Source organism: Blautia sp. 210820-DFI.6.14, from assembly GCF_020558815.1.
GTDB classification, from domain to species: Bacteria; Bacillota; Clostridia; order Lachnospirales; family Lachnospiraceae; genus Blautia_A; species Blautia_A obeum.
The window spans coordinates 34,458-60,322 of sequence record NZ_JAJCKS010000017.1 but is presented as its reverse complement, the minus strand read 5'-3'; the positions used below and the strand labels follow the sequence as shown (position 1 = coordinate 60,322).

The following is a 25,865-nucleotide window of genomic DNA, read 5'->3' as shown; positions in this document are numbered from 1 at the left end:
ACCTCTAAAATCCGGAGGTGTTGTACCTAACACTCCTGTTTTTTCTTTCTTTAATATGTAATACTGACGATTTCTGCATCTCCCAGAATACTGTCCGATGTATCTACTACAATGCTCTCACCTGCGTCTATTCCATCGACTTCTGTTTCACTGCTGATACCTCCAAAATACATATCATCCAGAATGCAATGGTATTTTATTTTCAGATCTGCCAGCGCATTTCCAGAAATATTTTCCAACTGGATTCCATTATCATCAGAAGTAATTTTGACCGTATCTTCTTTTACACCTGTATCTGATGAATAAGAAGTTTTTACATCAATAAATGCGACTCCTATTTTTCCGTCATATGACGCATTGGCTGTATCAAATGCCATCACAGTTTTGCCTGCTGGAATGTCCTGTACAGTAAAAGAATATGCACTGCCATCTGTCAGTTCGACAGAAATTTCCGCTGATTCCAGATACTGTTCTGAATTATTTTTCATCTGGATTGATGCAACATCCTCACATTCTGCATTTTGTGCATCCGGGTTGATGCCTGAATACTGAAACAGTGAATCTACCTGAAGTCTGTCCTCATCCATATGATATGGGAACTCAAGTCCGGCATCTGACTCATCTGTATCTTCCTGTTCTTCCCCATCTTCTGGTGTCTGTGTAACTTCGCTGGCCGTCTTACTTTCTTCAGACTGTTCAGTGGAAGGCTCCTGTTTCGCCCCACCCTGGTTCAACGCGATCACGATTCCCAAAATGCCGACGATCACAAGAATTAGGACAATCCATAACCCGGATTTTTTTTTCTTTGCTCCACTTTGTCTGCTGCTCACTCTCATCCCTCCCTGCCTTCATTTCTATCTATACAGTTATAAATTTTACTATCTGCGCATTTTCATTCCCACCAACTAAAGTATGATGTTTTTTCTGTTTATTTTAAAATTCCCATTTCTTTTCCTTTGATGGTCGCCTGCATTCTGTTCTTCACTCCAAGCTTTCGATACAGGCTGTATATATGACTCTTTACAGTAGATAGCTTCAAATTCAGCTCTTCACAGATTTCTGCATTGGACCTTCCTTTTCCGATCAGCCCCAGGATAATAGACTCCATCATGGTGAGGTGTTCTTCTGGTGCTTTCTGCTGAACTTCCGATGCCGGGGAACATTGTTTTCTGGCCATTCGAAGAATCAGTTCCAGATAATCTTCTTTTGGCATCCGGCGCACATTTCCATAATTGTATTTCTTTTTACGGTGCCAGCCTTCCGGTGAATTCTGCTTCATCCATTCTACATAGGCTGTCAGAACTTCTTTGCCGGCATTTCCATATTCCGTATAAAAAAGCACATATCTGTAATTATCACTGTAAAGAAATGATTCGATCACATAACGAAGTGCCTGTCCGTGACTGCCTTTTTCCCAGATGCAGACTGCCTGTGCAAAAAGTATCTCCGAAAGAATGCGGTTCTTGTGATACGGTTTCAAAAATGGTACTAATTTCTCAAAAATCTTCTCTGCTTTGTCATACTGGCGCATCATCATATAGGCTTTTCCATATCTGCAAAGCAATTGATAATTTTCTTCCTTTACATCTGCTGTAAGCTCTTCTTCCCCATCCCGCAGTTGCTGAATCAACTCTTTATTTTCGAATTTTTCTCGTTTTTCCTGCCCGATTTCAATGTAATATTCTTTCCGTGCGAGCTGATACCATTCCCATGCCTGTGCATCCAGATTTTCTTTCCAGATACGCATTTTGCGATTTTCTTCTTTTCGTGAACAAGAAAACAGATCCGACAGATCACGTAATCCGCAAAGATAAGAATCCGATGCTCCCAGTACGTTATATATGCGTATTTTCGTGTTGGAGGAATCATCTTTTCCGATCAGTTCCAGCCACAGATCCAGTGGAAAATCAGGTCTTATATACAGAAGGTTCAGGTAGATTTCTCTGATCTTTATACTCGAATCTGTCTCCATCTGTTTTTCCAGTTTTCGTATTTCTTTGTCCATTCCTTCGATATTCTGACTGAAATAACAATTCATTCCCCGCAGAAAACAAATTTCAGGGATTGTCTCTTTCCATCTTTCTGCCACCACAAATCCCATATCAATAAACGGAATCTCTGCATAATTACGAATCGCAAATGTTTTTAAAGCTTCCTTTTCGTTAGCATTTGTCATGCAAAAAAGGCCTTCTTTTATAAAACCTTCTGCTTCATACCATGCACCAACAGTCATCCAGAATTTCCTTTTCGGATTCTGTCTGCATGCTTCTTTTCTGAACAGAGCCGCTGTTGCATACTGTTCTTTTCCGCATTCTGTCAGAAAACCTTTTCGTTCCAGGTTTTTAATCGTTTCCATTCCATCTGAGATTTTCCAGATATCCTCGCACATTTTTCCGTTGATCCATGGGCACCAGCTTCCAATTTCAAGGAAATCACTTTCTCTTTTAGACAACGTTCCTAAAATTTCCGAGTCGATATAGTCCGCAACTTCATAGCTGTTTCTCATTTCTGACAATGTCACAGATTCCCCTGCTTCCATTTTGTTTCTGAACATTCGCGCTAGCAGGCATACACATCCCGGCCACCCACCGGTCTCTCTGAAAATATCCTTTGCCCGGACAGCAAGTGAATTTCTTTTACAGATACTCTCGATTTCCTCAATACTGAACAGCAGACTTTTCTGTGAAATCAGATGCATCTTTTCTTTCCATAACAGTTCCAGAATCTTTCTGTGAGGTTTTTCTCTGCTGACAAATATGCAACGGTTTCCGTCTGCAAGTCTCTTTACAAATTCAACAAGGGCCTCTGCTTTTGCATCTGATAAAGGCTGATTCATATTTTCACATACGACCCAGATTTTCTCCTTCTCCATTCGCCTTCGGATTAAAGAAAGTTTCCTTATAAAACTTCCATCATCCTTTTCCCTGTCCATAAGAAAAAGGACAAAATCTGTGTCCTTCTGTTCCTTCATAAGCATATTTACAGCAACTGTTTTCCCTGATTCCGCTGCCCCCTCAATAAAAATAGAAGGGAATGTCTCTATCCCCTTCTTCAGCTCCTGTGTCTTGTCTATATAATGTTCTTTTGTAAAAGTAAGTACTTCATCTGTTCTCTGTAATGTCATCTTCTGTAAGGATTCCTCCATCAGTCAGCTTATCCAGAAAGTCCTGAATATCCTCTCTTGCCACGTCTTCTTCCACATCATATTCTTCCATGATGCCCCTCAGAAGATCTTCAAAAGTAACATCTTCCTGCAGCATCTTCCAGAGTTCCATACCAATCTCATTTACTGTGATCAGCCCGTTAAACTCCAGTGCTGTTTTTCCTGTAGGAATGATAATATACTCACCGGCGATCTCTCGAAGTACAAAATTTCTGTCGATCTTCATAATATTTTTCTTCTCCCTGTAATCACTGCACAGAACAGAAATCACATATTTTATGGCATGCAAAAAAAACACAGATCAGTCTTCTATCATTCCGAATGTTCTGTATTTGCATTTATAAAACACGACTTTTGCCACTGCATCATGCCATTTTATATGTGAAATGACTGTCCTGCTTTTTTGTAAAAAGCCTGGCACTACATAATAATAATTAAGTAGTGTCGTGAATGTTATAAAAAAACAAATTTTCTTCATTCTTTTTGTATTTTAACATATAGGCATATAATGTTCAAGTTTTTTTAAACTCTCTTCTGTTAATACAATCCCCAAAATCAGTTTTTAATGCAAAATCGACAACAGAATGACCGATAAACACTACTTAATTATTATTATGTAGTGTTTTTTGTTTATTCTGTCACAGCTTTCGTGGGATTATTCCCACTTAATATAAGCTCCAGCCGTTCCATACTGACCAGGTATTTCTGCTCAGAATCTGCTGTATAAATACGCGTTGTTTCTATGCTGCTGTGGCCAAGAATGTCTGCCAGCCCGGAAATATCACTGGTAAGCTGATAGTACATTCTGGCAAATAAATGCCTGAACGCATGCGGATATACTTTTTCTCCTGCAACACCTGCAGCCTTGCATATCTTCTTCATCTGTGTCCAGATATTACTCCTGTTTTGCGCATTTCCATTCTTCGTTATAAAAATAATTCCATCATTTATTTTGTGTATAAAGCAATAGTACAGGAGCTTCTTTCTGATCGCTCCCGGTATTAAAATACGTCGGATTTTTCCTTTATTGTGAATAATAATCGTACCGTGTTTTACCGCATTTACTGTAAAATATCTCAGTTCGCTGATTCGAATCCCAGTTACCGCAATCGTTTCCATGATCATGCCAAGGCTCTTCTGCCCCTTCTTATAGGCAGTCTTGATCAGCCTATGGTATTCTTCTTCCGAAAGCAGCTGATTTTCCTGCAGGATCATCTGTCTCTGCACCTTGATCCGTTTCACTTTCATAGAACTGACACCAAGAAATTCCAGAAACTGTGAAAGTGCTGCCAGCATAGAGTTGGCACTGGAAATCTCATAATGTTCCTGCAACCATTCCTTGTATTCCAGAACTCTTTGTTTTGTAATTTCATAATTTTGGTTTAAAAATTTACAGAACGTTCTTATATCTGTAAGGTATTTATCAATTGTTGCCTGTGCATTTTCTCTTTCATAAAGATATAACCGGAATTCCGATATCGCCTCGTGAGGTTCTATTACAATTGACTGTTTTTGCATATTAGCCTCCTGCTATAATAATGTTTCCTTCCATTACATATTTCCTTCCTTTCCTTTTAGTATTCCTTCTTTTTCATCTTTTTCTTTTTCCTACGCTTCTCTCCCTCTGTTTTACTGAGTTATCCAAAGCAGTAGTTTTCACTTTTGTATGTAAGCAGCATCCCGCCGGATATTACTTACTTTATGATTTTGTATTTTTTCATAAGTTCGATCCGGCGATTCCCTGTTTTTAAGGCTCCCGTCAGCTTCTTATGATTGTTTCTGTATAACTCCTTTCCAAACTTCAGTATACGGATAAGCCATGCAAGTGGCAACAGAAAAGGGAATTTTTTCAAAAAAGTGAAGTCTTTTTTCATACTTTTGTATGGCAGAAAAATCGTTCTCAGAACAGGATTTCCTTTTGTTCCGTTCCATTGCCGCCCAACTTCATGAAGTGTCAGATTGCTGCTGTGCACTCGTTCCATTCCTTCATATCCGTAAACACCTGCATCCAGGATATCTCTCAGAAGCATAGACTCATCTACTTTTATTTTACGCCATTCCTCCGGAAAACATGCCTTTTCATAATCAAAGATAAGATATTTTTCGCCAATCTGATAGAGGGCTGCTGTGAAAAATTCTCCATAAATTTCTCTGCACCAGCCTAATAATAACTGCCAGTTGATCCGTTCTCCATATCTGTTACTGTACATGACAATATCACAAACCTGCCTGATTCCAAAACCACTGTGCAGAAAATGTTTGTATGCGTGACAGATCAGGTAAAACAGATGCTCTGTATAATTTAAAGCAGAAATCTGAATTCCGTCTATTTCTATCTGCACCTGATTTTGAAAAACATCCTCAAAAAAACGATTAAAATTCCCATAAACTTCTGACTCTTTTGGGAACAGACTTTTATGTACTTCTATATACAGCGGAGAGCCTGGCTTTCTATAGGAAATCTCATATTCTGCGTCTATATCTACATTCTTTTTTGCCAGTTTCATACCATATTCCAGAAGCGCTTTGTGACATTTTCGGAATTGTTTTGCCCCCACCAGGATGTCTTCATCCCCGGAAAGACGGTCGTCCGGTTTCAGATAAAGCTCTCTGCAGACAATCCCTTTGACCGTAAGTATCTGGATTCCCCTTTCCTGCAAAAAGCGTACCAGTTCCAGATATTCCTTGGTTTTTATCGTCTGCAGCATCACTAGATTCAAGGTTTTTCTTCTGTACAGCTGGAACAATTCCCGTAGTTCTTTTTGTTCTGCTTTCCTGGCTGACTCACAACAAAATACTGCCTCATAAACCATTGGCAGTACATGATGTGCTTCTGAAAGATAAAATATCCGCTGCCACTCTTTAAGCGTCAGCGGTTTCTCCCACGATACCCGTCTATTTTGCAGAGATGCCTTCACAGCTTCCATGAATAACACTTCTGTTCGTTCCATATCTTCAATTCATCCCTTTCCCTGAATGTCTGCAACCACGATCTCCGGAATATTATGAAATCTTGGAATCTTCTCATTCGTTCCAAGACCTCTCGATAATATGAGGCTTCTAGTTCCATCTTCTGATGAATAAATGCCTTCCATTCTGCCTGGAAACCAGCCCAGATCCGGTCCATACAGTCCACCAATGAATGGAAAAATCACTTCACCACCATGCACATGTCCCGCAAAAACATAATCTACCTTCCATTCATCCAGACTTCCATTGATCATCCAGCAGACCGGCATGTGGCACATCAAAAATGTAGGCAATTCTGTGTTCTGAAAATCTGTCAGAAATGCACATTCCTCCGGATCTGCCTCTCCTGTTTCCAGATATTTCCCCGGCAAACAGTATCCATAGATTCCTCCAATTCGTATCTTCTGACCTTTTACTTCAACATCCTGATACTCCTTTTCCAGAACCACGGCTCCTGCCTGACGATATAATTCATCCACATCCGTTCCATACTTTTGCTGATACTCTATCTCATGATTTCCATTCGAGCAGTACACAGGAGCGATTTTACAAAGCTGCCTGATCAGATTCGTTGCGATGTCGGTACGTTCTTCATCCGAGTTCAGAAGATCACCGGTAAGAAGAATAAAATCAGGGGCCTCGGACTGAACAGTTGCGATAAGGCGAGTATTGTGCGAACCAAACTCACTGTTGTGTAAATCTGAAAGCTGAAGGATGCGAAGGGTTGTAAAACTATCAATTTTTGATGAAGTCAGTTCAAAATGAGTGGTTGCAAGAACAAATCGGGAAACAAGGATATCAATGATCAGAAACAAGCCAAACATCCAAAATATCAGCCAGAATTTTTTTATCTGGAGATGAAACCCTGACATGAACACACTCCCTTCTAGCAATAATTCAAAAGCTACTATAAACAAAATACCTCTTTACCAATGATAATTATTTTTTTAAAGCTATACTTTTTAGCATGTTATAGTAATATTGAAATTCCTCAGTTTTATAAAAAAGAAATCCAAACATAACATTTGGTATGATTACAACACAGATTGCCAATACAGCAAAGTTAACAACTGTAATATCTGCTATTATTAGTTTAGACAATATATAACAAATAACATATGCGCCAATTACTGCTCCAGCATATTTTGCAGAATCAATGAAATAGAATTTACTACTGATTCCAAATAACATTTTGTATGAAAGAATCGGTTTCAATATACTTGAAAGCATCCCCTGCAAAATGGTTCCGACAAATACTCCCGGAAGACCGATTATTTTTGCCAGTATAACTGACGAAATTAAATTTACAGCAGCCTGAAGCAAAGCAACATATTTATCAGGCTCATACACTCCCGCTGCTGATTTTATATTATTCAAACAGATTCTCTGTCCAATCATATAATAGTCTATCACCAACAGATTGATTACAAGCACATCCACAATCATTTTTTTTCCAATCCAAATGGTTATAAATGGAGTCATCAGAATCGCCAGTGCAATCGATGTAAATCCATAAAACCAGAAACCTATAAAACGATATTTCTTAAATACTTTATATTGATAATCTTTTGACTCCATTGCAGCCATATTTCCCAGGCTGCCTATCACAGAATTAAAAAGAACATTGATACAACTACTCACAGTATTGATTATCAAATTATAATTTGATAATAATCCAACCATTTTTGTACTTACAAAAGCCGATACGATAATATTATCCGTCTGGTGAACACTTACGTCTCCAATCTTATGAAGAATCAAAGCCTTAATCTTGGATATTAAAAGATGTTTTTCTTCCTTGGTAAGTTTCTCTGTATTTTTTTCCTTTAAATATGGATATAGTCTGTTGAAATAAATACTTATAAAAATTTTCTGAAATATTCCAAATATAGCCGTCACAGACAAATATACTAAAAAATTCTTCCAAATGACGATTGTAATGATTTGCAAAATAATTGTTGAAGAAGAAATAAGCAAATTTACATTCGTATAAATATAATTTTTCTGTTCTGCATTTACAAGACTATATTTATACGAAACCAGATACGACGTAACAGTATTAAACAAATAAATAAAATAATATATATGGACATTTCCAACGTTACCTGGATTCTTAATCAGTAAATCCAGAAATGGAGCAAGCATAAGTCCAAGAACGGCAATCGCTCCGGCAATCATACGGTAGGCCCATTTGTAGTAATGCATATAAGCTTTAATTTTCTTTATATCCTTTTCAGCAACCGGCTTATATAAACTAAAATTTATCGCAGTTCCTATTCCCAGTTCTGCAAATGACAGAACTCCAAGAATATTAGAAAAAAGTCCGTTTATCCCCAGATATCCCTCACCAAGATAATAAATAAAGACAGTTCTGGAAATAAACTGCAGAACCAGTGATACAAGCATGGAGAAATAACTCCAGAATGCGTTTTTCGCAGTCATCTTTATTCGTGATGTCATACTGTATAATCTCCTGCCAACTATCTAAAATGCCAAATTTTATATATTACTTTTGCGCATAATGATTTGTTTTGTTTATATAATTTGTCTATGGCTATCGTATTACATTGCATTGTTTTTATATTTGAATACTCTTCCCTGACCCTCTTGTAATCCCTGTGATCTATTGCAACATAAAATCTTTTTAAAGTGTACCGGCATCTGATTTTATTTTTATATTTTTCTCTCTCTTTCTCCTGCATACTCATACCATCTAACGTTTCTAATATTATCTTTTCATGTTCTTCTAATCGATACATTAACTTTTCTTCACTGTTATCACCATTCGACATACTGTCAGAATATCTGACATAGCCATATAATGGTTCATTCAGAAAATAACGTTTGTATTTATAATATACAGGTAAAAGCAACTGCCAGTTCTGACCTCTGCGTGCAGGATAAATATAAAACTTTGGGTTTACCTCTTCCATAACTGAATATCGTACCATATGACACCCAGGGCAGAAAATAGATGCTTCTTCCAGCAGCAATTCAAACTGATACGACGAATTACAATTTCTCAGTCCATCAGATGCTCTCCCTACAGGCCTTTCGAGATTATCTTCGTCATAATAATATGCATCACTGCTGACAGCTCCATAATCCGGATTACTTTTCAATATAGTAACACGTTTTTCAACAGAATCTTTCATATAAAAATCATCTGGATCAGCCCAGCAGATATATTCTCCCTGTATATGTTTTAATCCAGAATTAATAGCTGAGCCCAGTCCTAAATTTTTCTGCGTGATAATTATGAATTCTCTTTCAGAAGTCACAAATTTAGCTTTATAGTTTTTCAGTATTTCAGCTGTTTGATCAGTAGAACCATCGTTTATGGCAATGACCTGTATATATGAATAAGTCTGATTCATCACGGAATCCATAAATCTTCCCAATGTAGCCGCCGCATTATAGCATGGAACTATAATAGAAACATATCCGCTTTTCACCTGATTTTCATTCCTTCCTGTACATCTCTACATACTTTTTCTGCTTCTTCAGCGCTTTTCTTATTTCGTTTTCTCTGCCTATTATCTTTTTCAGTTCAGTTTTAATATCATCCTCATGCTTCAGTAACTGAACTGGAATCACATATCCATCTTCCTTACCAAACAAGTCCTTCGCGATACCACGCGCTTTTACAGAATATCCCACTACTAATGTCGGAATCCCACTTGAATACGCTGCGATCGTTGCATGTGTCCTTGCTCCGATGAAAAAGCGACACTGCGCTATAATTCCTTTAAGTTCCATACAATTATGATCTTCTACAAACATAATACGGCCAGATTTTTTATATTTGTCATATAGGAGTCGAAGTGGTATTCTATCGTCCCCCTCCTGCCATACAACGTGCGGAATCAATGCTATTCCCATATCTGTCTCATCCAGAATATATTCAATTGTATTCTGATAGTTTGCTATCGTAATTCCCTGAATACTTTCGTTTTCCATTACCATAGGACTAAGGTTGATTCCTACCATATTTTTTATGTCGTATCCAGCTGTCGGTTTCAACGGTACACTCTCAAGCAGAAATGCAGGATCTGGCAGAAGCATTGTATTCTCATTCACCCGCCGTAACGCATTATATGAAATACTCTCGCGTGCCGTAATCAGACTATATTTTGCAAGATCGTATGACACTTCCGGTCTTTTCACAATATCAGGTTCTACTGAACATCCCCACAAAATTGTTACTGCCCCTCTTTTCAGCATCATCTCATGCATCATAATATACCTGTTTATGTCTGCATAGCAGTAATTGTCTCCGCCAATAGACACTGCAATATCTCCATGTTTTATATTGTCAAATGCTGTCTTATATTCAATTCTGTCTAATGGCAGATAATTTTTTTTCAATTTCAAACTCAGATATGCTTTGATAAATTCAAAAGAAATCTTTGTATATTGTTTTTTTTCTGGAATAATATTACAGATCGTATCCAGGCCATAATATTTATCTTCTTCTGGCCTGGATGATATCAATGAAATTTCTCCGAATCCGTTCTCTTTAAATATTTTTACAGTTGAACGGACAATTGCCTCACAGCCATGATTTCCCGCACCACCATGTGCATATAAAAATACTCTCTGCATGTTCATTTTTCCTCATATGTCTTAAAACCCATCATAAATAAACTATATAAAGCTTTTTCTTTCCATGTGTAGATTGAGCAATGTACAAGTTGCCTATAATACTTCCAATATATATTTCTGCATGCATTTACAAAAGAAGGATTGTTCTGTCCATATTCAATAACATACTGATACAAATGTGATAAAGTAATGTAAAAACACCTCGCATCAAGCTGAGGTTTCTTTATGATAAAATCTGCTAAAATATCTGTTGCAGTCACAATGTCATCCAGAGATCTCGCTTCTAATGTATGCATTACACTGTTCTCATTCTGTATATAATGATATGTTGTCTGATTTGTAGATGCAATCTTTCCCGCATTTGAAAATGCATCTTTTAGATACAAAATATCTTCATACACTTTCATATTTGGGAATTTAATTCCTTTAATAATATCTTTTCGAAACAGTTTTCCACATGGCCCAGAATTAATTTTGGTTCTTGTCAGCAATAAATTCAAAGCTATTGTAGAATCCATAACCAGACTTTCTGCCGAAAATCGAAATATTTCTTTTCCATATCTATCTTCCACGCAGACATCACAGAGCGCAATATCTGACGTTTTAATGTTTCTGTATAATTCTTCAAAATAGTTCTCATTTATCTGATCATCCGCATCCAAAAATGCAATGTATTCACCGTTGGCTATCTGTAATCCCAGATTTCGTGCTTTTGAAGTCCCCTTATTCCTCTGTTTTATACAGCGAATTCTTGGGTCAGTTTTCTCTGCCTCTGCGCATATATAATCCGTTTCATCTGTACTTCCGTCATTTACTATAATAATCTCAAGATCATTCAGCGTTTGATTCTTAAGAGTTTGAAAAAGTTTCTGCAATTTTCTTCCCGCATTAAACACCGGAACAATCACACTTATCATCTGTCAACCTCCTGATACTGCCAGCTTCGTCGAACAGCCAAAATGCATCCTATGAAAAATGCAGGAATAATATATGCCAAATTATTGCATTGTAAAATATATGGCGGATATTTTCCATATAGAGACAAAGCTACAAATTGACATGCTGCATAAAGCTTTCTTCTTTTGTTCAGTTCAGGATATTTCAGCATATGGTTGTACATCATTGCATATCCCATTGGATTATTTTTTTCCAATATTCGACTTCCCTTTGTAAGTCCATCATTCAAATAATCACATATATAAATAATATCCGCATGCCATCTGACTTTATATCCATCCAAGGCGATTTCATTTAAAGCAATTTGTTCTGGCGCAAATTTTTCGCCTGGCCATTCCGCCATAGGATATTTCTTAAAAATATCTGTTTTATAGGCTTCGCACATATCTGCATCAAGATTATATTTATCTCTCTGCAGATTCGTAGCATCCACATATCCTTTTTTATTCACATTTGGTGCAACACCTTTTATATATGCTCCATCCGGCAAGCCTCTTGCAGCGCCTACACCAATATATCGTGGATCACTCTCAATCTCCTTACACCAATATTGCATTTTTGTTACTGCATCTGGCAATAAAAAGTCATCAGAGTCTACTATAAAGAAGAATCTACCTTTTGCATATTGAATGCCGTAATTGATTGCTCTAGGTTTACCACCATTTTCTTTTTTTATATAACGAATTGAAAAGTTTCTTTCTTCGCGTATCCATTTTTCAACCAACTGACATGTATTATCTGTTGATCCATCATCAACAATCATCCATTCAAAATCTATTGTTCTCTGAGATTTTAATGATTCATATAATCTGTAAAGCGTATATCCCCGATTATATGTCGGAGTAAACACTGTGAAATAAGGCATATCATCTTCCCCTTAGTAAATTTCTTACCAAACGATAGCACTGCAAACTAATCTTTAACAAATAGTATTGATTGTTACGTAGTAATATTAAAATCCATTTTTCAAAGGCAGTTCGTCCATTAATTTTAATACACTCACTTTCAATAATTAAACCTAACTCAACAAAACAAGTTTCTAATTTATCAATACTACAATAAAGCAATGAATAAAAAAGATAATTGCTTAGTAGCTGAGAAACAACTATCTGATTATTGCCAGAATAGACATTTTCCTTTTCAAGAAAATGTTTATAATGAATATTGATGGATAATTGTGCTCGATAATCTATTGCACTATCTTCAACCATCGATGACGAATTCTCTGCTTCCTGAAGATAGAAATACTCTGTCTGATCCGTGAAACATATACTGTTCATTTTGGGATACAGTCTTAAGTAAAAATCGAAATCTTCAGCCAAATGAATCTTCTCATCAAAACAAACATTTCCAATCAAACCTTTTGAAAGCATCTTACCCCAACAATATCCATAAATCCCCGTCCTTTTTTGAAAATCAGCAAAATCAGGGAGCAGCTTGGACATATCACGAAGTCCAATAACAGGTGGCTCGATTCTTTGAGATTCTCCAGAATCCCATATTTTGGTGATTGCACAAATTGAAAGATCCGCACCACTCTCAACGATAGTTTGATATAAACGTTCCAGATAATTTTGTGGTATACGATCATCTGAATCAATAAAGGTAATGTACTCACCACATGCCTTCTGGATTCCTACGTTTCTAGCATGAGATACTCCACTATTCCGTATATGAATGACTTGAAAGCGTTTATCATTTATAGAAAGATTATCACACAAGTCCCCTGACCCGTCCGTAGATCCATCATCTATGAAGATGCACTCAAAATCTGTAAATGTCTGTTTAATCAGACACTGAAAAAGAGTATTCAAATATTTCACTTTATTACACACAGGCACAATAACAGAAACTAACGGTTCCATTTTATCTATCCTTCCTCTTTGCAAAATAACTGAACAATAAAGGGATTACTATCGGATGTGCATAACAAAATGTCAATATTTTTTGTTTTTTTGAAACACACAGTTTGCTAATATCCAATCGTTTAAACATATCCTTAACAATATCTTCTTGCAATATTTTACTTATAATTTTACGTCTTTGGCTCTGGGAATCCCAGCTTGAATAAAGTATATCTCTCACGCTATTGTAAACCAAAAACAGCAACAGCCTATCGAGCTGACCACTAAAATCATATATTTCTTTATTTCCAAACTCTATTTGAAAGCATGAATACAAAATCTTGTAGTCATCCCATTTATCAGCAGCAAAACTATGCGTTGCTGAGTTCTGATTGCTACAATTGTAAAGATAATATGCCTGTCCTTTCAAATAATAGAACGATTTCACCTGAAGCATCATTTGACATCCGAAGAGCCAATCCTCAGAATAGCGAATTCCAGGCTTATAACGTGGCATTCTCTGTCCAATATTCTTAAACATACACGCACAATTTGAAATTGTTGCCGGATATTCTATTGAAGGCATAATCAATAAATGTGGGTAATATTCCATATGTAATTGTTCTTCGTCATAAAAACCACCACGAATATTATGAGAATACATCTCTTGCCTTCCATCCGAATACACTTTCATACAATCACACATGACTAAATCACAATGGTTTTTTTTCGCGCATTTTAACATTTCCTCGTACATTTGAGGACAAATATAGTCATCACTGTCAACAAAAGTAATATATTCTCCTGCGGCAAGATTCAAGCCCGTATTCCTCGCTGACGCAACTCCAGCATTCTCTTGATGAATTACTTTTATCCGACTATCTTTCTTCGCATACTCTTCACAAATCTGCCCGCTAGAGTCAGGTGAGCCATCATTAACTAATATTACTTCCAAATCATGATATGTTTGATTCAAAATGCTTTTTATACAATCAGAGAGAAACTTCTCTGTTTTGTAAACCGGTACAATAACACTTATCATCGACATTACAGCTTCTCCTTGTTTCGTAAAAGCTTCTATTTCTTAACTTTTCCTTTTACAGAATATATTCCACCTAAAACAGAACATACTATAATCCCAAATATAATACCTTCCAATATCCCCAACTTAGGCAATATATTTCCAAATACTTTATAATCTATTAAACGAATCGTTTCTATTACAAACATGTGCAGACCTAAAATGTATAATGTGTTACGACCAAACTCAATCAATATATTTACATAACAGGTATGAGCCCAAGTAGACAGAAACGTCGACATTAGTAACAACGATGCACATCCCAAAATTGAATCCACAGTATATAGCAACGGATTATTAAAACTCAACTCAACCAGACTAACCATTCCATTTTTAAGTGCCAGGATGATATATAAAGCTGAAACTATCGCCCATATTACCGATAATAATCTATTAGAGATTTTTATTCTTTTCTTATTTTCCCAACTTGGAATATAGTATCCTATAGTAAAATAAGCAAATCCTATAAAGCTCCTCCATAAAACAGTTAATTCTCCACCAACTCAAAAAAATAATGCAGATAAATATATACCTACACTTATTGGTATTAATAAGTTCTTGTAGAATTTGTTAACATATATGAAAATCAATTCGATAAGAACAATACATGGTAAGTACCATAATACACTTAATCCCTGCATCGAAATAATCTTCCAGACGTAACCGGCGCCTATTATTTGCACTTTTTCTCTTCCTGCAATTTTCAACATAAAGAGAAACAGTGCAAATAATACACTATATTCTAAATACGGGTTCAAATATTTCACTACGATATGCAGCACATTAAATTTCTTGTTTTCATTGTCCATCAATTTCATTCCAAAAATTATGCCGGAGATCATAAAAAACGCTGGCATATGAAATCCATATATTAATGTTAAAATACAATTATTGCTAGAATAGCAATGCCCAATTACCATCAGTATTATAGTGACTCCCTTGGCAATATCTAATGTATTACTTCTTACACCTTGATTATTCATTTTCCAAAATCCTATATACTTTTTTCACTTCGTTCGCATTTGAGTAGTCTCTTTTCCGGCAATTCGATACCAAGGCATCAAGTAAACCATCACACTTCAGCAGATTTAAAATTCCTTCGGCACACTTCTGATTATCCAACGGCACAATTATACCATCTACACCATTTTCTAATTGACTTTTAGCGGTCTCATAATTAGTAATGACAACCGGCTTTCCTAACATTTGTGCCTCACGAACTGTAACACATTTTCCCTCATATCGGCTCGGCTGAACATACAAATCACATGCTTTAATATATGGATAAGGATTTTCTTTTTTCCCTAACAAAATAACACGGTTTTCCATACCACATTCAGCAATCCTTCTTCGAATTAATTGCTCATCTGAACCGAATCCAATTATATACCAGTACACATCCAGTCCAAAATGAATCAATCTGGTACAGATATCTGGCACACTATCAAAATTTTTTGCCTTACAGAATCGTCCAATAGACAAAATTTTTATTCCTTTTGGTAACATTTCTGAATCTACAGAAAAGGCCTCCGCTTGATTGAAAATCAATTTTTCTGGTAAAATATTTTCAATCAAAAGAATCTTATCTGCCAAACTTGGAAATACTTTTAAAAAACTCTTTGTTACTGAATTTGAGATAGAAGCAATATAGTCATATGCGTCCCACATAGTAAGTTCAGACTCCACATTAACCTGAACACTGGAATAATCTGTGTGAATCCAGGCAATTCTCTTTTTAGCTCGAACTTTATGTACACCAATATAATGTGGTGTCAAAAAACTAATTGCCATATCATATTCTTTTTCTGGCATGATTTCTGGCATCAATCTCCATGTATATTTATGGCTATATTCCAGTGCAACACTGCTATCCGAATAACGTTTTCTTTTATCGTATAACCATGCCATAATTTTTCCCAAGAGTCTTGCAGACGTTAATAAGTAATGGCCTTCTTTGAACGTTTTTTTCATTGGACGTGCTAAGACTGTATATGCAGGCACTTCTGGTATAATATTTACATATGGAGGAATTTGCGAATACAGTTCTCCCTCGTGCCTTAACAAAAAAAGATCTATTTCCACTTTTTTAGGATTTAACGAAGATAATAGTCCTATAAGACTTCTCTCTGCACCTCCAACTTCTAATGAATGCGAAATTATTATAATTTTTTTGCCCATCTAAAACACTCCGTACCAAATATGCGATGAAATGGTCTTGTAAGATTACTTTTTAATATTGTTTTTTTATCTATCCAGCTCTTCCCATACCAGTGAATAGATATTGTATTTGCTGTAATATTTAATCTGCCTGTAGGATCGTCATATGGATTAAAAAATTCTACTGGTAAGATTATTGCACCACCGCAGTCTTGCATCTTTCCATTAAGAATCAGTCCGTAATCCAGCAAAGCAGCTGTATTTAACTGTGGACATTTAACACATGTATAATCACCATGTATGTCAGGTTTCAAATTTTCATATTGCCTTATCATCGCCAGGAGAGAGGGATGATTCATACATGCCCCAAAACCTAATCCGGTTGCTATATTTTGTTCATTCTCAAAACCATAAAATGCCTCGTTTTTTAAAAGCTGATCTGGTTTTTTTATTAGTTCAACATCAGTATCATAGTAAATTCCCCCCTCTTGGTAAATAATCAGCAATCTAGCCAGGTCACTGAGAAACGCCCACTTCTTGTTGTCATGGCACCATTTCAGATAATCATATTGCATAATATCAAAGTTTGATTCATTCCATTCTATTATTTCATAATCAGGGCAGTATTTTTTCCAACTTGCAATACATTGTTCTGTCTTCTTAGACTTTTCTTTTCCTCCAAACCAACAATAATGTATCTTTTTCGGTATCATATCGTTTCCTCACTTAAAAAAAACTTTACCTGCTTTTTAACCTGCGTCGATGTAGTACATCATAAATACGCTCTGGCATCATACCTACTATCAAAGGTCTTAGCGCATATATATAATTATAAAATGGTAACTTGAATGTCCTGATAGCAATACATTTTACATAACTCTCATTTATTCGATTTCGAAAAGAACGTCTTCTATATGCATTTCTGTCATCTCGCATTTGATATAATGGTTCATGTATGTTTTTGCCTCTGAAACCTGCTGCATACATCTTTATCCACAAGTGATAGTCTTCCACTCTCATAAGTCTATTTGCTACAGTATATCCACCGACTATATTGTATGCCTCTCTTCGCACCATACATGCTGCATGGCAAAACGGACTTTCTCTTACAAAGTCTTTTGTTTTTGGTTCCGCTGGGTGTGAAATCTTTCCCCAAATTCCAGTATTATCGAAAAATTCCATATCAGAGCTTACAATTGATATATCTGGATGTAACCTCAGAATATTTAATTCTTTTTCGAATCTATCAAATCTACAACGATCGTCTCCATCCATACGAGCAATATATGCACCCCTTGCTTTTTTTAAACAATTGTTTAGCGTTATATTCAATCCAAGATTGTGCTCATTCTTCAGCAAAACTATTCTTTTATCTGCTCTTTGTAGATTTTCAGCAATTTCATATGTCCTGTCCGACGAGCCATCATCGCACATAATCAATTCCCAGTTCTGAACAGTCTGATTTTTTATAGATGCAACAGCCTCATTTAGAGTTGATTCACAGTTATAAATTCCCATTATGATACTGATTTCAGGATAATTATCTGTACTCATTTTACATCAGTCCCCACACATAATGCATTTGATAGTAAAAGAACATACAATATGCCATTACTGCTGTTACTAAAATCATTCTTGAAGATTTTTTCATAAATATATGCTCAATCTCCCATGGCAACAAAATATATCCATAAAGGGAAGCATATATCGGAAGCCTTCCGATAAAAATTCCACTTGTCACCATAGAAACCAGATACACTCCGGCAGATATTATGGACATATTCGTACAAAAGTTAATCACAGGATTGTTCTCCCGCTGTATAAACTTCAGTCCAATAAAAGACAATATCGCTGGAATTGAATAAACCAGGACTCTCATCGGGCTTGTTCCATCATCCTGCCAGCTCGTCCAGTCACTTACCATGTTTGCGTATTGTGTTTCCTGCATGGCATTATCAAGAATTGTTGTGAACTTGCCTATGTAAATAATCACCAACAAAGTTGTTGCTAAAAATAAGAGTGTTCTTTTATTCCATGGCTTTCCCTGAGCTATAAGCATAAACGGCAGCATCAGAAGCGCCGACTGATGCATCGTAGATGCCAGAAGTATCAGAAGAACTGCCGGTATGTATTTCCTCCTGATCATGAACGGAGTTGCAAGCAGAATTATTGTTACTGCCATGAACTGCCTCATGCCATTATGAACCCAGGACAGATAGTCGGTAGAAGCTATAAATAAGAAAAAGCTCATCCAATACATAGATGAATATTTTCGAAAAAGCCATACAAAAATTAATATCTGGAAAGCGGCTATAAGCAAAAAATAGCCTTTATCACTTGTATTAGCGATGCTCTTAAGTACAGCTGATACCCAATAAAATCCTTTATCCTTGGTAACCGTATTCATGTAAGAGCCTATTTCTGCCAGAGAGGAAGGTGCATTCTTGAAAGACTCTCTATACGCTGCCGTATCTCCAAACGCATCACTTCGATACCCGGCCCAGACAATATATGGCACTGCCATCAGTACCGCCGGTACAATGCCCCATCTTGTTTCCATCTTTCCGCATACCATTTCGCGGTGTTTGGGAAAATATAATGCAAGTACGATTCCGCCGGTAAACAGCCAGATCAGCAGCCACCAGTAATTTGTCAGTGTCATTTCATTCCTCTTTCCTGTTTCAATACATTCACAGTTTCTTCAACCACTTTGTTTTTATCAAATTCCCGTTCCATTTTTGCCCGTCCTGCTTTTCCAATTTCTTCTCGTTTCACACGGGGCAGTTCAGTAAATCTCTTCATGGCCTTATACAGACTGTTACTGTTTCTGACCTTGCAGAGCATGCCGCTTTTTCCATTGTCAACAGCTTCACGACATCCCGGAATATCGGTTGTAATGACAGCTCTTCCGGTAGCTGCCGCCTCCAGAAGTACATTGCTCATACCTTCATGATAACTTGGAAGAACTACACAGTCTGCCTGTGCATAATAAGGTTTCGGATTTTCCTGAAATCCATAAAATCTTACGATTCCTTCTTTCTGAAGATGTTCAACCTGATTTTTATACTCATCTTCAAAAAAACCGACCAGATCCAGTACAAATTCAATGCCTTCTCTTTGCAGTCTTTCTGCCGCCTCAAACAGCTCATCTATTCCTTTTTCTCTCATGATTCTGCCAAGATACAGAAAATGGATTTTATCATTATCCGGATAAAGACAATATCTATATTCTTCCAGATTGATTCCTGCTCCATTAAGAATTACTTCCTGCTCCTCTTGTAGAATCTTCCGCTTTCTGAACTCCGCTGCATTCTCCTGATTTTCGAAAAAGACTTTTTCTACTTTCTGAAATGCAATTCGATACATTTGCGTAACAATTCCTGATAGGACCGGTTTCTGAAATGCAGTTCCAAGCCCCTGCACATTCGCATAAAATGGAATTTTCATTTTTCCACAGAGATATCCGGCATAAATATTAGGTTTTATAGAATATGTAAGAACCAGATCCGGCTTTTCTTTTTTTAATATTGTTTTATATGTATGAAACAGTTTCAGATCTGTAAAAGGATTGACACTTCTTCTCTCCACATCTGTTTCGATACAACGGACTCCCAGATTACGCAGATCCTCTTCATGTCCGACAAAAGGGGTACTGATTACAATTTTATAATCTTCCTGTAATTTCTGAATCAGTTCTTTTCGAAATCGGTACAGCATATACGAATGGTTTGTTACGATCAGAAGCTTTTTCTTCCTGTCATTACATTCCGACTTCATTGCACCGGTTCCGCCTTCTACCACACCTTCACTTTTCAGCACTGATCGGATTGTTCCCAAAATGCAGCGAATATCCATGACCGGACTCATATGTTTTACATAATAACCATCCAGTCTGGCTTTTTCTTTAATTTCCAGTTCATCTCTTCCATGTATCTGAGCCCATCCGGTCAGACCTGGTCGGATATCATTTGCTCCATATCGGTCTCTTTCTTCCAACAGGTCATATTGATTCCAGAGTGCAGGTCTTGGCCCGACTACCGCCATATCTCCCTGAAAAATATTCAGAAGCTGTGGCAATTCATCCAGACTGGTTTTTCGAAGCCACCTGCCTGTTCCGGTCAGATACTGTTCCGGATCTGTCAGCAAATGGGTCGGCATGTCATGTGGAGTATCGGTCTGCATACTTCGAAATTTGTAAAGCATAAAATGACTCTTGTGGATTCCTACCCGCTTTTGCTTAAAAAATACCGGTGCAGTAATTCCATCTTCCAGCTTGATTGCAATTGCAATACCGGCAAATACCGGTGAAAGAACCACCAGTCCTGCACCTGACAGAATTTTATCGGTCGCTTTTTTCAGTTTTAAATAGCTTTCTGAAGGCTTTCGCATTGCTGATTTTCCTCTGTCTTTATGTGATAAGTAGATACAATACTCTGCATCAGCAGGCGCATGTCGTCCGTCTCATTTGCTGCTGCCTCTTTCATAACCCGGAGTGCATAATAAAGTCTGTCCTCATCAACATCGATCGGATGTCCGATGTGAATCAGCTTATTTGGAGTCTCTGTCATTCCTTCTTCATCCATGAGAAGTTCTTCATAAAGCTTTTCGCCTGGGCGAAGGCCGGTAAATTCGATCGCAATATCCTTTTCCGGGATATACCCTGAAAGTCGGATCATGTTTTTTGCAAGATCCAGGATCTTCACCGGTTCTCCCATATCCAGCACAAAGATCTCTCCGCCCCTGGCGTAAACACCTGCCTGAAGGACAAGTGAAACTGCTTCGGATATCGTCATAAAATATCGGATGATTTCCGGATCGGTGACTGTTACCGGACCACCTGCTGCAATCTGTTTCTTAAAAAGTGGAATAACACTTCCATTGCTTCCAAGCACATTTCCAAACCTGACAGCCACAAAGTCTGTCTTCGAGTGTCTGTTAAAGCTCTGAATGATCATCTCGCAGACTCTCTTGGATGCTCCCATGATATTGGTCGGATTGACTGCCTTATCGGTAGAGATCTGTACAAATTTTTTTACTTTCCAGCGGTCTGCCGCCAAGACCAGATTGTAAGTCCCAAGAACATTATTTTTGATTGCTTCATTCGGACTCGCCTCCATCAGTGGCACATGTTTGTGTGCAGCAGCGTGATAAATGATATCCGGTCGATACTTTCCAAGAACTGTATCCACTCGCTCTTCATCGCGAATCGATCCAATCAGCACAGTCAGTTTCAAATTTGGATATTTCATTTTCAGTTCCTGCTGAATGTCATATGCATTGTTTTCATATATATCAAATATGATCAGACGCTCTGGTTTGTGCGCGGCAATCTGACGGCAAAGCTCGCTGCCAATTGACCCACCCCCGCCTGTCACAAGGATTTTTTTACCGGATACATAATCCATGATCTCATCTATGTTGACATTTATTTCTTCTCGTCCAAGAAGATCTTCAATATTTACCGGACGAAGTTTACTGACATTGACCTCTCCAGTTACCAGCTGATACATCCCCGGAAGGATTTTCAGCTCACAGCCTGTATCCTTACAGATATCCAGAATCGGCCGGAGTTTTCTGCTGCCTGCCGACGGGATTGCAATGATGATCTGTTCAATACCATAGCGTTCAACACTTCTTTTTATCGCATGCCGGTCACCGACAACACGAATCCCAAGAATGTATCGTCCAATCTTACGTCTGTTATCATCAATAACACAACAGACTTTCTGATCCAGATATCGACTGTTCTGAATTTCCTGAATCAATGTCCTTCCGGCTTCTCCGGCCCCGATCAGCATGATCTTTTTTTTCTTTTTTATTGAATAATGCTGTCTCTTTCGGTATCGAAGTCGGATCAGTCTGTAAAAGAATCTGCTTCCACCTACCAGCGCGATCAGATAAAACGTGCGGATCACATAATAGCTTCGCGGAAGATGTTTTCCAAATCCAACGACGATTGCCATATCACACAGAGATGAAACAGCAACTGCATCGATGATCTTGAAAGTTTCTTCTAACCCGGCATATTCCCACAGACTGCTGTAGATTCGAAACACTGCAAAAACAATCAGTGTCACAAAGATCATCAACATACCATAACTCACAAGCACATCAAGAAATTCTTCTGGTATCTGTTCGATATCAAATTCAAATCTTGTAAGTAATGCCATCAGAGACGAAATAATGATTAATACGATATCCAGAACGATCAGACAGACTCTTCTTAATAACAACTGATAATTTATTTTCTTTCTCTTCATCCTTTTTTCCCATAGTAGCCGTAATGGCCATAGCCATATCCGTAGCCATACCCGTAGCCATATCCGTAACCATATCCATAACCGGTAATTCCCATCTCTGTTCCATTCAGTACATACCCGATCAGATTTACACCGGTATCTGCAATATTTTCTACTCCGTTCAGAATTCTGTCTATGCGTGCAGAGTCCTGACGTACTACCATGACTGCTCCATCTGTCATACGAGCGATTGCTGATGCGTCCGAAAGCATGCCACATGGCGGCGTATCTACGATCACATAATCATAATTTTTACGAAGTACCTTTAACAGCCGTTCCAGATATCCGTTTCCAATCAGTTCGGTTGGATTTTTTACCATCTCTATTCCCGGCAGAATGTCCAGCTCATACTCGCCATAGCGAAGCATAACCGATTTGAGATCTGTTTTTTTATTCAAAACATCTGCAATCCCATACTTTTTTGTCCGAATTCCCATAGACAATGCAACAGATGGATGTCTGAGATCTCCATCAAGTAACGCAACTTTCTTTCCTTTTTTGGCAAGAGAAATTGCAAGGTTTACTGCCACTGTTGTTTTTCCTTCATCGGATATGGCACTGGTCACAATCAGACTTTTTATTCCATTCTCTTCTGCATTTTTTGTCACTCGCGTGCGAATCGTTCGGAAGCTTTCCCGAAGAACTGTTGTATTTCCTTTCCCGTCAAGAAGTACTGTTTTTTTACTTTTGCGTCTTTTTCCATGTGATTTTGGCACGCTTCCAAGATATGCAATACTCAGATAGTTTTTCAGGTCCTCTTCCCTTCGTACCGTTTTTCTTGTTGATGCATATACAAATAAAAGGAAAATACTAACTACCGCCCCCACAGCCACACCTTTTGCAACTGCTCCTGTAAAATTCTGCGGATTCTGTGGTTTTTCCGGAATGCCACTTTCATCCATCAACGTCAGCTGTGTATCTCCTATAATATATTCTGCAACCTGCGGATAGTATTTGATAACTGCCTGCAGCACATCGTAAGCAATCTGGGGATCAGAAGCAGTTACATTGATCGTAAAAATTGATGTATCCTGAATTGCTTCTGCTGAAATACTTGCTGGTATCGAATCAACCCCGAGACTTTCTGCCACAATATCCGAAAGTGCACCACTGGTCAGGATATATGGAAATGTTTTACTGAGCTGTCCTGCTGTTGTTTCATCCGAATAGCTCTGATTGTATCCGTATGCCGTCTTAGTCTCCACAACAAAAGAAGAATATGCCTGATATACCGGAGTATAATTTGTCTTTTCTCTCATATACATAACGGCTCCACAGACTGCCATAAGCAGAAAACACAGGACGAAAAACTTCTTAAATCCTCGCCACATATCATCCAGAATCGTAGTAAAATACAGAATTCCGGAATCCATCTCTGTATTACGCTCGCTTCCCATAATGTCCTCCATATCCGTAATGTCCGCTTCCTGCCATATTTTGTGACGTCACACCATTCAGGATGCAGCCAAGTACTTTTCCTCTGGTATTGTTCAGGATATCAATTGCATCATTAATGTCCTTCGTCAATACTGTATCCTGTCTTACCACCAGCACAGATGCGTCTGTCATCTGTGCCAGCTCCTCTGTATCTGCCACAAGGGCAAGCGGAGAAGTGTCGATAACTACATAGTCCATTTTTTCACGGCAAAAAGCGATGATCTGTTTGAGCGTCATGCTTTTCAGCAGAGTTTCGATTGCATTTGAAGAAGTTTTATTTAAAATCATATACAGACCGGAATTATTCCAGTTCCGGATAATCTTCTCCGTACTTGCATGGTTGATCAGTACATCTCCTAGATCCGTCTCTTCATTATCACGGACATTAAAAATTTTGTACTGTGCCGGTTTTCGGAAGTCACAGTCTATCAGCATAACTCTGCTTCCTCCCTGCGCAAGTGACAGTGCCAGATTTGCTGCTACTGTGGATTTTCCTTCATTTTCCATCACACTGGTAACAAGAAGTACTTTTGCATCCTCTTTATCCATATAGCTTCTTACTCTGGATGCAGCCATTTTGCTGGATTCCACATAAGCAAAACTTCGAAGCGGATTCTGGATCAGCATAGAAAGATAATCCTTCTTTCTTTTCATGGAAAGGGCCTTTGATTTTTTCTCATAGGCAATCGTTCCAAGCAAACGGGTATCCAGTTTTGTGGATACTTCTCCCGGATTTTTAATGGTATCTCGTATATAGGAAATTCCTGCCAATAAAGCGATCAGGCATCCGGCTGCCACAACAAATACCTTCATGACAGTTCTTTTTTCATCCAGTGGATTGATCGGAGCCATGGCAACAGATGGTTGCTGGATTGTCTCAATGATGACATTTTTTATCGCATAATCAGAAACTGTATTATAATTTTCCATAACAGACTGAAGTACTCGGTAGGACTCTGCTGCAGTTCCTGCCTTAACAGAAAATGTGATCAGATTCGTCTCCGGTACAAGATCTACAGAAGTTTTCACATTCAGGTTGTTCATCCCAAGATCCTGGGCAACTTTTTTCTTAAGTACATTACTTCCAAGAATTTCTGTAAACTGTGATGCAAGCTCTTTCGTAGAATTCAGATTCTGATAGATATTGTTATTCATCCCTTTTGCCGTAACAACAAATGTTGTCGAAGTTCGGTATTCCGGCTGATAAGTCGCACAGATCCAGATATCTGCAAACAATGCAGCAGCTATTGCCAGCAAAAGAATGGTCAGCCACTCTCTTCCAATGTCTTTCAGCATGCTGATCAGGTCTATCTGCTGAACGGTTTCGTTGTCTATTCTCTCTTCCATAAATT

22 protein-coding genes are annotated in these 25,865 nt (G+C 37.8%); all 22 read right to left on the bottom strand.

Features of this window, described 5'->3' with window-relative positions; all coding sequences use genetic code 11:
• Nucleotides 1–50: 50 nt before the first annotated feature.
• The 22 genes from LI112_RS12310 to LI112_RS12200 all read right to left on the bottom strand — a co-directional run bounded on the left by LI112_RS12310 (nucleotide 51) and on the right by LI112_RS12200 (nucleotide 25,860).
• Nucleotides 51–830: a hypothetical protein gene (locus LI112_RS12310; protein ID WP_227190820.1), complete on the bottom strand. Its 780-nt coding sequence runs from the start codon at nucleotides 828–830 to the stop codon at nucleotides 51–53.
• 98 nt (nucleotides 831–928) lie between these two features.
• Nucleotides 929–3,124 carry a response regulator transcription factor gene (locus LI112_RS12305; RefSeq protein ID WP_227190819.1) on the bottom strand — a complete coding sequence of 732 codons (2,196 nt, stop codon included), beginning with the start codon at nucleotides 3,122–3,124 and terminating at the stop codon, nucleotides 929–931.
• The gene (locus tag LI112_RS12300) at nucleotides 3,102–3,389 is read right to left on the bottom strand and encodes a PqqD family protein (RefSeq protein WP_227190818.1); all 288 of its coding nucleotides are present in this window, start codon (nucleotides 3,387–3,389) and stop codon (nucleotides 3,102–3,104) included. Before LI112_RS12300 ends, LI112_RS12305 begins: the two co-directional genes overlap by 23 nt.
• A gap of 404 nt (nucleotides 3,390–3,793) precedes the next feature.
• Nucleotides 3,794–4,681, bottom strand: coding sequence for a tyrosine-type recombinase/integrase (locus LI112_RS12295; RefSeq protein WP_227190817.1), 888 nt, complete (start codon nucleotides 4,679–4,681; stop codon nucleotides 3,794–3,796).
• 176 nt (nucleotides 4,682–4,857) lie between these two features.
• Complete coding sequence (locus LI112_RS12290; RefSeq protein ID WP_227190816.1) at nucleotides 4,858–6,114, bottom strand: nucleotidyltransferase family protein; 1,257 nt, start codon at nucleotides 6,112–6,114, stop codon at nucleotides 4,858–4,860.
• Between the two features lie 9 nt (nucleotides 6,115–6,123).
• On the bottom strand, nucleotides 6,124–7,005 hold the full coding sequence (locus LI112_RS12285; protein WP_227190815.1) for a metallophosphoesterase: 882 nt from the start codon (nucleotides 7,003–7,005) through the stop codon (nucleotides 6,124–6,126).
• Nucleotides 7,006–7,072: 67 nt separating this feature from the next.
• Nucleotides 7,073–8,539 carry a lipopolysaccharide biosynthesis protein gene (locus tag LI112_RS12280; RefSeq protein ID WP_227190814.1) on the bottom strand — a complete coding sequence of 489 codons (1,467 nt, stop codon included), beginning with the start codon at nucleotides 8,537–8,539 and terminating at the stop codon, nucleotides 7,073–7,075.
• 74 nt (nucleotides 8,540–8,613) lie between these two features.
• Nucleotides 8,614–9,588, bottom strand: coding sequence for a glycosyltransferase family A protein (locus tag LI112_RS12275; RefSeq protein WP_227190813.1), 975 nt, complete (start codon nucleotides 9,586–9,588; stop codon nucleotides 8,614–8,616).
• Nucleotides 9,589–9,595: 7 nt separating this feature from the next.
• Entirely contained in the window at nucleotides 9,596–10,738 is a 1,143-nt protein-coding gene (locus tag LI112_RS12270; protein WP_227190812.1) for a polysaccharide pyruvyl transferase family protein, read from the bottom strand.
• Between the two features lie 2 nt (nucleotides 10,739–10,740).
• Entirely contained in the window at nucleotides 10,741–11,655 is a 915-nt protein-coding gene (locus LI112_RS12265) for a glycosyltransferase (protein WP_227190811.1), read from the bottom strand.
• The gene (locus LI112_RS12260; RefSeq protein ID WP_227190810.1) at nucleotides 11,652–12,560 is read right to left on the bottom strand and encodes a glycosyltransferase family A protein; all 909 of its coding nucleotides are present in this window, start codon (nucleotides 12,558–12,560) and stop codon (nucleotides 11,652–11,654) included. Before LI112_RS12260 ends, LI112_RS12265 begins: the two co-directional genes overlap by 4 nt.
• Nucleotide 12,561: 1 nt before the next feature.
• The gene (locus LI112_RS12255; protein ID WP_227190809.1) at nucleotides 12,562–13,560 is read right to left on the bottom strand and encodes a glycosyltransferase; all 999 of its coding nucleotides are present in this window, start codon (nucleotides 13,558–13,560) and stop codon (nucleotides 12,562–12,564) included.
• 1 nt (nucleotide 13,561) lies between these two features.
• Nucleotides 13,562–14,587 (bottom strand): glycosyltransferase, encoded by a 1,026-nt coding sequence (locus LI112_RS12250; protein ID WP_227190808.1) that lies wholly within the window; start codon nucleotides 14,585–14,587, stop codon nucleotides 13,562–13,564.
• Nucleotides 14,588–15,123: 536 nt separating this feature from the next.
• Complete coding sequence (locus LI112_RS12245; RefSeq protein WP_227190807.1) at nucleotides 15,124–15,603, bottom strand: acyltransferase family protein; 480 nt, start codon at nucleotides 15,601–15,603, stop codon at nucleotides 15,124–15,126.
• Nucleotides 15,596–16,798 (bottom strand): glycosyltransferase, encoded by a 1,203-nt coding sequence (locus LI112_RS12240; RefSeq protein WP_227190806.1) that lies wholly within the window; start codon nucleotides 16,796–16,798, stop codon nucleotides 15,596–15,598. Before LI112_RS12240 ends, LI112_RS12245 begins: the two co-directional genes overlap by 8 nt.
• Entirely contained in the window at nucleotides 16,780–17,490 is a 711-nt protein-coding gene (locus tag LI112_RS12235; RefSeq protein ID WP_227190805.1) for a glycosyltransferase family 32 protein, read from the bottom strand. Before LI112_RS12235 ends, LI112_RS12240 begins: the two co-directional genes overlap by 19 nt.
• 25 nt (nucleotides 17,491–17,515) lie before the next feature.
• Entirely contained in the window at nucleotides 17,516–18,331 is an 816-nt protein-coding gene (locus tag LI112_RS12230; protein WP_227190804.1) for a glycosyltransferase, read from the bottom strand.
• A gap of 1 nt (nucleotide 18,332) precedes the next feature.
• A complete protein-coding gene (locus tag LI112_RS12225; RefSeq protein ID WP_227190803.1) occupies nucleotides 18,333–19,439 on the bottom strand; it encodes an EpsG family protein in 1,107 nt (368 codons plus the stop codon).
• Nucleotides 19,436–21,166, bottom strand: a complete 1,731-nt coding sequence (locus LI112_RS18280) for a sugar transferase (protein ID WP_273701128.1) — start codon at nucleotides 21,164–21,166, stop codon at nucleotides 19,436–19,438. Before LI112_RS18280 ends, LI112_RS12225 begins: the two co-directional genes overlap by 4 nt.
• Nucleotides 21,139–23,037 (bottom strand): nucleoside-diphosphate sugar epimerase/dehydratase, encoded by a 1,899-nt coding sequence (locus LI112_RS12210; RefSeq protein WP_227190802.1) that lies wholly within the window; start codon nucleotides 23,035–23,037, stop codon nucleotides 21,139–21,141. The genes LI112_RS18280 and LI112_RS12210 overlap by 28 nt, the downstream gene beginning before the upstream one ends.
• Nucleotides 23,034–24,473, bottom strand: a complete 1,440-nt coding sequence (locus tag LI112_RS12205) for a polysaccharide biosynthesis tyrosine autokinase (RefSeq protein WP_227190801.1) — start codon at nucleotides 24,471–24,473, stop codon at nucleotides 23,034–23,036. The genes LI112_RS12210 and LI112_RS12205 overlap by 4 nt, the downstream gene beginning before the upstream one ends.
• Entirely contained in the window at nucleotides 24,457–25,860 is a 1,404-nt protein-coding gene (locus LI112_RS12200; RefSeq protein WP_055066016.1) for a tyrosine-protein kinase family protein, read from the bottom strand. Before LI112_RS12200 ends, LI112_RS12205 begins: the two co-directional genes overlap by 17 nt.
• Between the last annotated feature and the right edge of the window lie 5 nt (nucleotides 25,861–25,865).